Annotated in this window: 9 protein-coding genes and 1 pseudogene; 6 read left to right on the top strand and 4 right to left on the bottom strand. The window is 67.9% G+C overall.

Annotation, left to right across the window (positions count from 1 at the left end; all coding sequences use genetic code 11):
• The first annotated feature begins 129 nt into the window (after window positions 1-129).
• Genes K0M70_RS05870 through K0M70_RS05855 form a run of 4 tightly spaced genes read left to right on the top strand, consistent with a single transcriptional unit; the run spans window position 130 to window position 3589 of the window.
• Window positions 130-459 (top strand): hypothetical protein, encoded by a 330-nt coding sequence (locus K0M70_RS05870; protein WP_290780533.1) that lies wholly within the window; start codon window positions 130-132, stop codon window positions 457-459.
• A 3-nt stretch (window positions 460-462) separates the two neighbouring features.
• The gene (locus K0M70_RS05865) at window positions 463-1494 is read left to right on the top strand and encodes an agmatine deiminase family protein (protein ID WP_290780530.1); all 1032 of its coding nucleotides are present in this window, start codon (window positions 463-465) and stop codon (window positions 1492-1494) included.
• Window positions 1491-2378, top strand: coding sequence for a carbon-nitrogen hydrolase (locus K0M70_RS05860; RefSeq protein ID WP_290780527.1), 888 nt, complete (start codon window positions 1491-1493; stop codon window positions 2376-2378). Before K0M70_RS05865 ends, K0M70_RS05860 begins: the two co-directional genes overlap by 4 nt.
• Window positions 2375-3589 carry a TraB/GumN family protein gene (locus K0M70_RS05855; protein WP_290780524.1) on the top strand — a complete coding sequence of 405 codons (1215 nt, stop codon included), beginning with the start codon at window positions 2375-2377 and terminating at the stop codon, window positions 3587-3589. Before K0M70_RS05860 ends, K0M70_RS05855 begins: the two co-directional genes overlap by 4 nt.
• Window positions 3590-3613: 24 nt before the next feature.
• Here K0M70_RS05855 and K0M70_RS05850 read toward each other — a convergent pair whose 3' ends face one another.
• The 3 genes from K0M70_RS05850 to K0M70_RS05840 are packed head-to-tail and all read right to left on the bottom strand — an operon-like array spanning window position 3614 to window position 11342.
• Window positions 3614-6751: an efflux RND transporter permease subunit gene (locus K0M70_RS05850; protein WP_290780521.1), complete on the bottom strand. Its 3138-nt coding sequence runs from the start codon at window positions 6749-6751 to the stop codon at window positions 3614-3616.
• Window positions 6748-10191, bottom strand: coding sequence for an efflux RND transporter permease subunit (locus K0M70_RS05845; RefSeq protein WP_290780518.1), 3444 nt, complete (start codon window positions 10189-10191; stop codon window positions 6748-6750). Before K0M70_RS05845 ends, K0M70_RS05850 begins: the two co-directional genes overlap by 4 nt.
• Window positions 10188-11342, bottom strand: a complete 1155-nt coding sequence (locus tag K0M70_RS05840) for an efflux RND transporter periplasmic adaptor subunit (RefSeq protein ID WP_290780515.1) — start codon at window positions 11340-11342, stop codon at window positions 10188-10190. The genes K0M70_RS05845 and K0M70_RS05840 overlap by 4 nt, the downstream gene beginning before the upstream one ends.
• Before the next feature lie 200 nt (window positions 11343-11542).
• On the opposite strand from K0M70_RS05840, the gene K0M70_RS05835 reads away from it, so the two are divergent.
• Both K0M70_RS05835 and K0M70_RS05830 read left to right on the top strand, forming a co-directional pair.
• A complete protein-coding gene (locus K0M70_RS05835) occupies window positions 11543-11872 on the top strand; it encodes a cytochrome c (RefSeq protein WP_290780513.1) in 330 nt (109 codons plus the stop codon).
• An 11-nt stretch (window positions 11873-11883) separates the two neighbouring features.
• On the top strand, window positions 11884-12234 hold the full coding sequence (locus K0M70_RS05830) for a cytochrome c (RefSeq protein ID WP_290780510.1): 351 nt from the start codon (window positions 11884-11886) through the stop codon (window positions 12232-12234).
• Window positions 12235-12320: 86 nt separating this feature from the next.
• On the opposite strand, the pseudogene K0M70_RS05825 reads toward K0M70_RS05830, so the two are convergent.
• Window positions 12321-13404 (bottom strand): annotated as a pseudogene (locus tag K0M70_RS05825) (hypothetical protein); the annotation flags it as partial.

Below are 13404 nucleotides of genomic sequence, written 5' to 3'. Positions count from 1 at the left end.
GGGTTGCTGTTACGGCGCCGGCTAACGCGGGCGTTTTCCGTTGTACGGCGCGGACATGGCGAAGGCCGGCCGGTTTTGCGATGATCCCCGGCCAACCCGTCAATCCGACGACGCAAGCGGAGGTGCACCATGAAGGTCCTGATCCTTACCCTGGCAATGACTGCCGGCCTGTTGCTGCAGGCCCCGGCCCAGGCCGACACGCTGCTGGTGGAACGCGCCCAGTCCCAGACCGCCCAGATGCCCACCCGCGGCCAGACCATGACCCAGGTGGAAGCCCGGTTCGGCGCTCCGCAGGTCAAGCACGCCGCCGTCTCCGGCCCGAACAACCGTCGCGCCAACCCGCCCATCACGCGCTGGGATTACGCCGGTTACTCGGTCTACTTCGAGTACAGCCACGTCGTCGACGCGGTGGCCACCAAGGCCAGTCCCAACGAGATCGGCCCCAAGCCCGTCCAGTAAGCCATGCCCAACAAACTTCGTTTCCCGGCGGAATGGGAGCCCCAATCCGCCGTCCTGCTCGCTTGGCCGCATGAAAGCACCGACTGGGCCGACCGCCTGGCCGGCGTCGAGCGCACCTACGTGGCGCTGGTCGCGGCCATCACCCGGTTCCAGCCGGCACTGGTGTGCGTGGCCAACGCCGCCCTGCGCGAGCGGGCCGTGGGCCTGCTGACCGCCGCTGGCGCAACGATGGCGCGCGTGCGCTTCTTCCAGGTCGACTACGACGACACCTGGCTGCGCGACTCGGGCCCGGTCACGCTGCGCGACGGCGACGGGTTCCGTCTGCTCGACTTCCTTTTCACCGCCTGGGGCGGCAAGTTCGAGGCTGGGCTGGACGACCAGGTGGTGGCGAAGCTGCACGCGTCGGGCCTGCTGGCCACGGCCTCGCACCAGCGCATCGACTTCGCGCTGGAAGGCGGCGGCATCGAAACCGACGGTGCCGGCACCCTGCTCAGCACCTGGCGTTGCCTGCACGAGCGCCATCCCGACCTGGACCGCGACCAGATCACCCGTACGCTGGAAGGCGCCCTGGTCCAGTCGCGCACGCTGTGGCTCGATCACGGCTACCTGGAGGGTGACGACACCGACGCCCACATCGACACCCTGGCCCGCTTCGCCGCGCCCGACGCCATCGTGTTCCAGGCCTGCGACGACCCCAGCGACCACCACTACGCCGAGCTGCAGGCCATGGCGGCCGAGATTGCCGCACTGCGCACCGCCGATGGCCAACCCTACCGCCTGTTCCCGCTGCCCTGGCCCCAGCCCGTGCTCGACCAGGGCCGGCGCCTGGCCGCGTCCTACGCCAACTTCCTGATCATCAACGGCGCGGTGCTGATGCCGGCCTATGGCGACGCCGCCGACGGCGCGGCCGCCGCGGTGCTGGCGCAGGCCTTCCCCGGCCGCGAGATCGTCCAGATCGACTGCCGCCCGCTCATCTGGCAGAACGGCAGCCTGCACTGCGTCACCATGCAACTTCCCGAGGGCCTGCTGGCATGAGCCAAAAAACACTCGCCGTCGCCCTGGTCCAGGACCGCGACCACGGCAGCACCGAGGCCAACCTGGCGAACATCGAGGCCCGGGTGGCGGAAGCGGCCGCAGGCGGCGCCAGGCTGGTGCTGCTGCAGGAGCTGCACAACGGCGCCTATTTCTGCCAGCACGAAAACACGGCCGAGTTCGATCGCGCCGAAGCCATCCCCGGCCCCAGCACCGAACGCCTAGGTGCGCTGGCGAAGAAGCACGGCGTGGTGCTGGTGGGCTCGCTGTTCGAGCGCCGCGCCGCCGGCCTGTACCACAACACCGCCGTGGTGTTCGAAGCCGACGGCCGGCTGGTGGGCAAGTACCGCAAGATGCACATCCCCGACGACCCGGGCTTCCACGAGAAGTTCTACTTCACGCCGGGCGACCTGGGCTTTGAACCCATCGACACCAGCGTGGGCCGCCTGGGCGTGCTGGTGTGCTGGGACCAGTGGTATCCCGAAGGCGCGCGCCTGATGGCGCTGGCCGGCGCGGAGCTTCTGCTCTACCCCACCGCCATCGGCTGGGACCCGGACGATGCGCAGGACGAGAAGGGCCGCCAGCGCGATGCCTGGATCCTCAGCCACCGCGGCCACGCCGTGGCCAACGGCCTGCCCGTGCTCAGCTGCAACCGCGTCGGCCATGAACCGTCGCCCATCGGCGCGTCCGGCATTGCGTTCTGGGGCAGCAGCCACGTGCTGGGCCCGCAGGGCGAATTCCTGGCCGAAGCCAACACCGAACATCCCGAAATCCTGATGGCCACCGTCGACCTGGCGCGCAGCGAGCAGGTGCGCCGCATCTGGCCCTTCCTGCGCGACCGCCGTATCGACGCCTACCAGGACCTGTTGAGGCGGTATCGCGATTGAACACCACCCCCGAGGCCGGCTACGACGGCCTGCATGACCAGCCCCACACCATCGTCGAGCGTGACGGCGTGCGCTACACGCTGCTGGGCACCGCCCACGTGTCGCAGGCCAGCGTGGACGCCGTGAACGCAGCGCTGTTCACCGGCGACTACGACACCGTTGCCGTGGAGCTGGACGAGCAGCGCCACCGTGCGCTCACCGATCCCGACGCGCTGGCCAAGCTCGATCTCTTCCAGATCCTGCGCGAAGGCAAGACCGGGCTGGTGGCGGCCAACCTGGCACTGGCCGCTTACCAGCGGCGCCTGGCCGAGCAGCTGGGCGTCGAGCCCGGCGCCGAACTCAAGGCCGCGGCCGTGGGTGCGAACAAGCGCGGGCTGCGCCTGTCGCTGATCGACCGCGACGTCGGCATTACGCTCAAGCGCGCTTTCCGCGGGCTCGGCTTCTGGGGCCGGTCGAAGCTGATGGCGGGCCTGGCGGCCAGCCTGTTCGCCGACGAGGAGGTCGGGGCGGGCGAGATCGAAAAGCTCAAGCAGGGCGACTTCCTGGAATCGAGCTTCGGTGAATTCGCCGCCAGCAATCCCCCGCTCTACCGCGCCGTGATCGCCGAGCGGGACCGCTTCATGGCGGCGCGGCTGCGCCAGGTGGGTGCCGACGGTGCGCGCAACGTGCTGGCGATCGTCGGCGCGGGCCACCTCAAGGGCCTAACCGAGCACCTTCGCCAGGACCAGGACGCCCCGGCGCCGACGCTGGACGAGCTCAACGCGCTGCCGCCGGCCAGCAACATCCCGTGGTTCACGATCATCGTCAGCGTGTTCCTGCTCGGTGGCTTCGCCTGGGGCTACCAGCAGGGCGGCCTGGAGCTGGGCGGCGAGCTGCTGCTCAAGTGGGCCCTGGTGACGGGCATCGGTGGCGCCATCGGCTGCGCGGTGGCCGGCGGACATCCGCTGAGCATCCTGGCCGCCTTCATTGCCTCGCCGCTGACGCCGCTGCACCCCGCGCTGGCCTCGGGCAACGTCAGCGCCGTGGTGGAGGCCTGGGTGCGCAAGCCCACCTACGCCGACTTCCTGCGCCTGCGCGACGACACCGCCACGCTCAAGGGCTGGTGGCGCAACCGCGTGGCCCGGGTGCTGGTGAACTTCTTCCTCACCAGCCTGGGCACGGCCATCGGCGTGTGGACTGCCGGCATCTACATCATCGGCAAGCTGGGCTGAGGCCGCCGCACGTCGGCGCGGCCATCAGTCCTGCGCCGCTGATGCCGGGGAACCCAGCGGCGCCCTGGCACGGGCACGCACCAGGGTGGCGCCGGTCCACTGCCGCATGTCGTCCAGGATCGCGTAGATGGTCGGCAGGAACACCAGGCTGACGATGGTGGAGAACAGCAGCCCGCCGGCGATGGCACGTGCCATCGGGTAGTAGGCCGGGCCGTCTCCACCCAACTGGGTGCCGCCCATGCACAGCGGCAGCATCGCCAGCACCGTGGTGCAGGTGGTCATCAGGATCGGGCGCAGGCGCTCCCGGCAGCCGTCCACCAGTGCCTGGGTTCGATCCAGGCCCTCGCGGCGCCGGCTGTTGATGTGTTCAAACAGCACGATGCCGTTGTTCACCACCACGCCCATCAGCACCAGGCAGCCGATGAAGGCCATGATGGTGAAGGTGGTGCCGGTGAAGGCGAACAGCCAGAACACACCCAGCGCCGAGAACAGGATGCTGCTGATGATGGCCGCGGGGAACAGCAGCGATTCGAACACCGCCGCCATTACGAAGTACACCATCACCAGCGCCAGCAGCAGGTTGAACAGCATCTGCACGCCGGCCTCGTCGTCCTGCTGGAACGATCCTCCGAAGCTGTAGCCGTAGCCCGCCGGGAATTTCGCCGACGCCAGCACGTCCTCCATCACCTTGCGGGCTTCGGGAACCGTCACGTCCTTGGCCAGGTTGGCCTGCAGCGCCAGCGCCGTCTGGCGGTTCTGCCGGCTTATCTGCGAAGCGCCCTTGCGAACGCTCACGTCCACCACCGACAGCAGCGGCACGCTGGTGCCGTCGGTACGGCGCAGCGTCAGTGCCGACATGTCCTGGACCCGGAAATCCTCCGAACCGGCGAAGCGCGCCCACACCGGCAGCTCCGAGTCGCCCTGGCGGAACTCGCGGAGCGGCGTCCCGCGCAGCGCGATGCCGATGTAGCTGGCCACTTCCTGGGCACTGAAGCCGAGGCTGGCGGCACGTTCTCGGTTCACGCTGACCTTGATCTCGCTGTTCTCGTCGCCGGTGTCCACGCGCACGTCGCGGAACTCCTTGCGGCTGGCCAGCATCGGGATCAGGTTGTTGGCCAGCTCGGCCAGGGTCTGGCTGGAGTCGCCGTTGAGGAACACCCGGATACCGTCGTCTTCGCCGCCGCCACCGCCCGGCCCGCCGCCGCCCTCGAACCCGATTTCGGCGCGAGCGGACTTGGGCAGGTCCTTGCGGATCATCTCCTGCACTTCTTCGGCCGACATCAGCCCCGGCTCCTGCCGGCGCAGCAGCATCTTGTCCCACAGGCTGGGCGCCGGATCGACCAGGGTCACCTGCAGGCCGGCCCAGCCGCGCTCGCTGAAATACGAGTACAGCTGCTTGATCTGGTACTTCTCGCGGTTGGCGTCCAGGTGCGTCTCGACCCGCATCACCTCTTCTGAAATCTGCTCGAGGCTGTACGCGCCCTGCCAGTCGAAATACATCTCGATGCGGCGACCGACGTCGTTCTTGAAGAAATCCATCTTCGTCATCGACACCGGCACCATGCTCACCAGCACCAGCAGCATCATTCCCAGCACCGCCTTGGCGCGGTTCTCCAGCGTCCAGCTCAGGAACCGGGCGTAGCCGCGGGTCAGCCTGGGCACGACGCCATGCTCGGCGGTGATCGCCGGCGGCGTCTTCAAACGCGCCGAAATCATAGGGATCAGGCTGACCGCCACGATCCACGACGCCAGCAGCGAGATGGTGATGGTGATCGCCACCTGCCCCAGGTAGATCGAGATGAAGTTGCGTTCGCCAAACAGGTTGGGCAGGAACACGATGATGCTGGTCAGGGTGCCGGCGCTGATGGCCACCTGCACGCTTCGAGTGCCCTCGATGGCGCAGCGCATCGGGTCGTTGGGGTACTTTTCGCGGTATTGGTAGATGCTTTCCACCACCACCACCGCGTTGTCCACCAGCATGCCCACGCCAATCAGCAGGCCCATCATGGACAGGATGTTCAGGCTGGTGCCCATGAAGTACATCGCGCCCAGCGCCATCACGATGCAGATCGGGATGGCCAGGGTGACCATCAGCGTCGACGGCCAATGGCGCAGGAAGTAGAACAGGATCAGCAGCGAAAGCAGCGAGCCGATGACGCCGGCCTCGATCAGGCCGTTGATGGAGCTGGTGACGCCCTTGGCCTGGTCACTGATGATGTTGAGCTGGATGTCGCGGAACTCGGGCTCGGCGTTGATTTCCTGCAGCTCGGCCAGGATCCCGCGCGACACGTCCACCAGGTTGGCGTTTCGCTCGCGGAAGATGTCCAGGCCCACCGCCGGCCTGCCGTCCAGGCGCCGGCCGTAGTCGGTGGCCTGGGGCCGCGCGCGCACCAGCGCCACGTCCGACAGCTTCAGCCCCTTGTCGTTGAGCACCAGGTTGCGCAATTCGTCCAGGCTGGAGGTTTCGCCGATGGGCTGCACCCGCAGCCGCTGGCGGCCCTCGTCGATCTCGCCGGCGGACACCGAGAAATTGATCGCCCGCAGCTGCGCGGCCAGTTCGTTCAGGCCAAGCCCGTGTGCGGTGAGGCGGTCGGCGGCGATGGCGATCTCGATCTCCGGCGGCGGTGCGCCCGAGATGTCCACGCGCGCCACGCCCGGCAAGCGCTCGATGCGCCGCTGGAACTGGGCCTGGATCAGGTCGTACTCGCCCGTGAAGTCGCGGTCGCCGGCAAACCGGACACGCAGCACCGGTTCGTCGCTGGGCGAGAACTTGAGCACGAAATAGCGCTGCAGGTCGTCCGGCAGTTCGCTGCGGATGGCGTCCAGCCGGTCGCGCGCTTCGCTGGCGGTGATCTCGATGTCGCGGTCCCAGTCCGAGAACTGGATGAAGATGTTGGCGCCGTCGGGGCGGCTGTTGGAGTTCATCCTCTGGATGCCGGTCAGCGTGGCCAGCGCTTCCTCGGCCGGACGCGTGATGGTGCGCTCGACCTCCTCGGGCGTGGACCCGGGGTAAGGCAAGTCCACCAGGATGAAGGGCACGTTGACGTCGGGGAACTGTTCCAGCGGCAGCCGGAAGGAGGCGATGAGGCCGATCACCACCAGCGACACGTAGAACATCACGGCCGTCACAGGCCGGCGCAGGCTCAGTTCCGCCAGGCTCATGCCGCGTCCCCCGTCATGTCACCGGCGGAGATGCGCGACAGCGCCTCGGCCCGCAGGCCGCGCTCGCGGTAGGAGGCGTCGGACTTACGGTCCATCAGCTTGTACATCACCGGTATCACCACCAGGGTCAGCAGCGTGGACACCGCCAGGCCGCCGATGACGGTGATGGCCATCGGTGCGCGCACCTCCGCGCCTTCGCCGCCGAAGAACGCCAGCGGCGCGAAGCCGATCAGCGTGGTAGCCGTGGTCATGATGATCGGCCGCAGGCGTGAATACGCGCCCTGCATGATCGCCTCGTCCTTGGCCATGCCCTGCTCGCGCAGCTGGTTGACCTTGTCGATCAGGATGATGGCGTTCTTCACCACGATGCCCACCAGCAGGATCAGGCCGATGAACACCACCACCGACACCGGCGAACCGCTCAGCCACAGCGCCAGCACCGCACCCACCATCGCCAGCGGGATGGTGAACATGATGACGAACGGGTGCAGCAGCGACTCGAACTGGGAAGCCATCACCAGGTAGACCAGGAAAATGGCCAGCCCGAAAGCGAACAGCAGCGAGCTGATCGAGGCATCCAGCTCCTCGCCCTGGCCGCCGATGTGCATGCGCACGTCGGTGCCCAGCGGATCGGCTGCCACCAGTGCCCGCACTTCCTCCACTGCGGTGCCCAGGTCGATGTCGCGCAGGTTGGCCGAAACAATGGCCACGCGAACCTGGTCAACGCGATTGATCTCGCTGGGGCCGACGGTCGCCAGCACCTCGGCCACCGCGTCCAGCGTCACCGGTCGATCGCTCTCGGGGTTGACGATGATCTTCCTGATGGCGTCGATCGACGCCCGGTCGGTTTCCTGCGCGCGAACCAGCACGTCGATCTTGCGGTCGCGGAAGCTGTAGCGGGTGGCCACTTCGCCACGCACCTTGCGCACCACCTGGTCGGCGATCTGCCGGCTGGTGAGCCCCAGCGCGGCGGCGCGCTCCTGGTCGAAGCGGATCTGGATCTCGGGGAAGCCCTGTTCCACCGTGGACTTCACGTCCGCGAAGCTGTCCGATCCCTCCAGCAGTCCCGCCAGTTTGCGACCGGCGCGCTCGACCTCGCCGATGTCCTGGCCACGCAGTTCGATTTCAAGCGGGGTGGAGAAACTGAAGAGCTGCGGACGCCCGAACTTCACCTGTACGTCAGGATGCGCCGCCATCGTGGCGCGCATGCGTTCGGTCTGGCGCGCCTCGGATTCGCGGCCGAAGCCCTGCCCCATCACCACCGTGAGCTTGGCGATATTCTCGCCCGACTCGGTGGGGTTGGCGTCGAGCCGGGTGCCGCTGCCGCTGACGCCGTACAGCGCCTGCACGCCGTCGTCGCTGCCGTGCTGCAGCTGTATCTGCCGCACCAGAGCGTCGGTGTCGCGCAGCTGGGTGCCGGGCGGCAGCTTGGCGGTCATTTCGAAGCGGTCCTGCGCGAACTGCGGGATCAGGTCGGTGCCCAGGGTGGAAGCCACCAGCAGCGACACGATGAACGCGGCCGACGCGCTGGCCAGCACCGGCAGCGGGTTCTTCAGTGCGCGCGGCAGCAGCCGATGGTAGCCGGCCTCGGCCCAGTCGTAGGGCTTGAGCACCTTGGCACCGATCCAGCCCAGCACGTGGGTTCCCAAGAAGCCCAACGCGCGGCCCACCACGGTCACCAGCCAGGCCGCGGCGAACACCACGAACGGCGCAGCCATCACCACCGGTATCGCAATCAGAAGCAGCGCCAGGCACAGCAGCCACACCACCGCCAGCAGCAGGAACAGCAGCACCGTGGCCGCACCGCGCAGCGGGCTGCGACGGAAGCCGCGTGCCATGACGCCAAACGGCATCACCGCCAGTTCGCGCAGCTGCTGCCAGATCGGACGCCAGGCGCGTTCGACCGCCGGCGGGGACGGCGCGGCCGGCGCCGCGGCGTCGGCTGATTCGGGAGAACGCGCCTTGAGCGCGGACAGCATCGGGATCAGCGTCAGCGACACCACCAGCGAGATCACCAGCGCGATGGACACCGTCAGCGCCTGGTCCTTGAACAGCTGGCCCGCCACGCCCTGCACGAACACCAGCGGGAAGAACACGGCCACCGTGGTGAGCGTGGACGCCACCACGGCCATGCTGACTTCCTGGGTGCCCTTCACCGCCGCGGCCAGCACGCCCAGCCCGCGTTCGCGCGCCTTGGCGATCGATTCCAGCACCACGATCGAGTCGTCCACCACCATGCCCGTCGCCAACGCCAATCCGGCCAGCGACATCACGTTGAGGTTGAGCCCGAACTGGCTCATGAAGAAGAAGGTGGCGATGATCGACACCGGCAGCGACAGCCCGATAACGAATGTGCTCCAGCCGTCGCGCAGGAAGAAGAAGATCAGCAGGATGGCGAACAGGCCACCCAGCAGGGCCTCTTTCTTGACCTCGTCCAGCGCCGCCTTGATGAAGATCGACTGGTCTTCGATGGTGGTCAGCGTGGCGCCTTCGGGCAAGTCGTCCTTGAGCCTGTCGATGGCGACCTTCAGCGCGTCGGCCACGGCGACGGTGTTGGCGTCGCCTTCCTTGTAGATGGCCATTTCCACGGCTTCGCCGCCGCCCAGGCGGATGATGGCCTCGCGTTCCTTGTAGCCCTGGCTCACGGTAGCCACGTCGCGCAGGCGCACCGGCACGCCGTCCACGTTGGCCACCAGCAGCTCGCGCATCTGGTCCAGGCCGGTGAACTGGTTCACCGTGCGCACCAGGTAGCGCTGGGAACCTTCTTCGATGCGGCCGCCGGAGATGTTGACGTTCTCCAGGCGCAGGCGATCGATCACCGTACTCACCGACAGGTTGAGCTGCGCCAGGCGGTTCTGGTCTATCAGCACCTGCACTTCGTCTTCCAGGCCGCCGGCCACCTTCACCGCGGCCACGCCGCCCACCGGCTCCAGCCGCTTCTTGAGTTCGTCCTCGGCATAGCGGCGCAGCCGCATCAGCTCGGCCTCGGCACTGCCCGTGGCGGTGTCTTCGGCCGCCAGCACCAGGCGCATCACCGGTTCGGTGGACGGATTGAAGCGCAGCAGCACCGGCTGCTTGGCTTCCAGCGGCAGCTGGAGAATTTCCAGCTTGTCGCGGACCTCCAGGCTGGCCTGGTCCATGTCGGTGCCCCAGGTGAACTCAAGCACCACGTCGCTCTGGCCCGTGCGCGACACCGAGCGCAGCTTGCGCAGGTTCTTGACCACGCCCACGGCCTCTTCCACCGGCTCGCTGATCAGGGTCTCGATTTCCATCGGGGCCGCGCCGGTGTACTCCGTGCGCACGGTGAGCGTGGGGTAGCTCAGGTCGGGCAGCAGGTTGACCTTGAGGTCAAACAGCGCGATCAGGCCGAACAGCACGAACGTGACCGTGACCATGGCGACGGTGACCCGCCGCCGGGTGGAGAATTCGACCAAGCTCACTTCGCGGCCGCCTGCGCCACCGCCGCTTCTTCCGCGGCCGCCGGCACCACTGCGTTGATCACTTCCACCTCGGAGCCATCGCGGATGGCGACCTTGCCGGCCGTCACCACGTCGTCGCCTTCCTTCAGGCCCTCGCGGACCTCGGCCAGCTCACCGTTGATGTAGCCCAGCACCACGGGCGTGCGCACGGCCTTCTTGCCGCGCACCACGAACACAGCCGGCTCGCCCTCGTCGTCCAGCAGCGCCACGCGCGGCATGGTCAACGCATCCTTGCGCTGGTCGTAGACGATCTCGATGCGGCCGAACATGCCGGGCCGCAGCGTACCGCCGCCCTCGAACGCGCACACCACGCGGAAGGTTCCGCTGCCCGAATCCACCACCGGGCTAATCCGGTCCACGCGGCCGGTGAACGACTTGCCGGGGATCGCGTCCACCGCCATGCGCAGCGGCATGCCGGCGCGCAGCGTGGCCAGCTCGCGCTCGGGCACGTTCAGGACGGCTTCGAGCCGGGACACGTCAACGATGCGGAACGCCGGCGCGTTGAGCGCCATCAGGTTGCCCGGCTTGATCATGCGCTGCGCAATGACGCCGCCGATGGGCGCAATGATGTTGGTGTTCGACAGCTCGAGCTGGGCGATGTCGAAGCCTGCCTTGGCCGACTCCAGGTCGAAGCGGATCTGTTCGCTGGCCTCGGCGCTCACCAGCTTGGACGCCAGCAGTTCACGCGATCGGCGGTAGTTGTTTTCGAGTTTGCGCATCGTGGCGCGTGCGCGCTCCATCTCCAGGCGCGGGCGGTCGGGGTCGATGCGCGCCAGCACCTGGCCAGCCTTCACCTGGTCGCCCTCTTCCACCAGGATCTGCAGCACCACGCCCGTGGACTTGGCGACCACCTGCGCCTCGCCGGGCGCCTCCAGGCTGGCGGTGCCGGCGTAGCTGGCCGAGATCGGACCCTTGCCGACTCGCGCCACTTCCACCGGCACGGCCGCCACCTTCTCGGCCACCGGCTTGCCGTCCTTGTCCACGGCGGCCTGCTTGGCGGACCCCGTGCCCTCGGCGGGCTTGTCACCGCCGCAGCCGCCCAGGGCGAGTGACACCGCAAGGGCCAGCAGCGCGGCGCGGCGGACCAGGGGAGAGGCGCTGGAGATCTTCATGTGCAAGGGAATTCGCCGGGTGTTGTAGTTGAATAGGACAGTACAGGACATGTGTGAACATGCGCATATGCCGGAAGTCTTGATGCCTCAAGGCGGGGGACACGGCCGTGACGGTGAACGCACCCCTGTCTGGCTTGGGATGCGCAGGCTATAATTTCGGTTTAGTGCTGCCCGACCGACCCTTCGAGCCGGAATAAATCATGACGAAGCGAATCCTGTTGTCCGCCGCCTGCCTCGCGCTGGCTCTTGTTGCCCTTCCCGCCGCCGCCAAGGGCGACGCCGAAAAGGGCAAGGCGCTGTTCTACACGTGCACCGGCTGCCACGGCATCGCCGACTACAAGAACGCTTACCCCACCTACCGCGTGCCCAAGGTGGGTGGCCAGAACGAGCAGTACCTGATCGGCGCGCTCACCAGCTACAAGAAGGGCGAGCGCCCGCACCCGACCATGCGCGCCCAGGGCGAAGGCCTGTCCGACCAGGACATCGCCGACCTGGCCGCCTACCTGTCCAGTCTGAAGCCGGCCAAGTGAGGGCCTCCCCGATGATCCTTCGTACCGCCTCCACCCTGGTCCTGCTCGCCTTCGCCCTGCCGGCGTTCGCCGTTGGCGTGAAGGGCAACGTCGCCGCCGGCGCCGAAAAAGCCAAGACCTGCGCGTCCTGCCACGGCCCCACCGGCAACGAAAGCCTGGACGACACGTATCCCAAGCTGGCCGGCCAGCATCCGGAATACCTGGCCAAGGCCCTGCAGGAATACAAGTCGGGCGCGCGCGCCAACGCCATCATGGCCGGCTTCTCGGCCGCCCTGAGCGACGAAGACATCAACGACCTGTCGGCCTACTTCGGCAGCCAGAAGGGCGACCTGCACGACCTGAGCGAGATTGACAAGCGCTGATCATCGCGGCTTGAGGCAAAAAGCCCGGCTTTCGCCGGGCTTTTTTGTTGCCGGATCAAAAACGCGGCCTGTTCACCGACGCGCGCTTAACCCTTCGGCGGCGGCGCCACCGGCTTTTTCTCCAGCGGCTTGAGGCAGTTGAATTCATACAGGGCGCGCGTCTCGCGCCACACCTGCTGGGTGCCGGCGCCGACGATGCGATCCCACCACGCGGCGCACTGTTTTTCTTCCTCGGGGTTGAGGGTGTTGGGATCGTTGAGTTCGACCACGTAACCTCGGTTGTTGTCGCGGAAGCCGCAGCCGCCACCCATGGCCAGCACCGACACCGTGCACACGAGCTTGGTGCCCGGGCTGCCGGGCACGGGAATCTCCACGGTGCCTGTGCTGGCTTCGACGGCTTTTTCCAGCAGTGACGTCAGGATGTCCTTCTCCGGAATCCAGTAGCGGTCGAACTTCGTAGGCTCGTACACCAGCACCGGCTGACGATTCATGAAGCGGCCCGATTCTTCAAGGCCCGGCATCTGGTAGCCGAACTCACGGTCGCCAGAGGTGGTTTCACCCAACTTGGCCACCACGTCGTCGGGCAGGTCGATCGAGCCGTCGGCGCCGAACAATTTCAGCGGAGCGCCGGGCGGGCCTCCCGAAGGCGGCAGTTCGACGGCCTGCATCGCGCCCGGCGGCGGCGCGAGAGCGGGTGCGGCCAAGTCGGCCTGCGCGGTGCTGGTCGGCGGCGGCGCACCCAGGGGGTCGTCGGGCGCGGCTTCAGGCGCCGGATCAGGCAGCGGCGCCAGCACGGGTTTGAGCTTGAGCTTCTTGGCCTTGATCGGGTCCAGCGCCGCCGTCTCGATCTGGGCGCGCTGCGGCGCGGCGTTGGGCAGCGGTTCCCGCAAGGGGTCGACCACCGGCTTGAAGTCGGGCCTCACCTGCGATTCGAACTCGGGGCTCGGCGCGGGCTCGGGCACGAACTGCGGCATCGGCTCGGGTTCGATCACGGGCAGGCGCACTTCCACCGATTCGGGAACCGGCGCGGCGGCGGGCACGGCGTCGGGCGCGGGTTCGGGCTCGGGCAGGGGTTCGGGTTCGGGCGTGGGTTTCGGCTCCGTTTCGGGTTCCGGTGCCGGCTCGGGCTCGGGCTCGGGGGTGGGCTCGGGCTCGGGCTCGGGGGTGGGC

It is taken from the genome of Arenimonas sp. (genome assembly GCF_019459675.1).
In the GTDB taxonomy this organism is placed as follows: domain Bacteria; phylum Pseudomonadota; class Gammaproteobacteria; order Xanthomonadales; family Xanthomonadaceae; genus Arenimonas.
The sequence above is the reverse complement of the archived record's forward strand: the minus strand, read 5'-3'. Positions and strand labels throughout refer to the sequence as shown.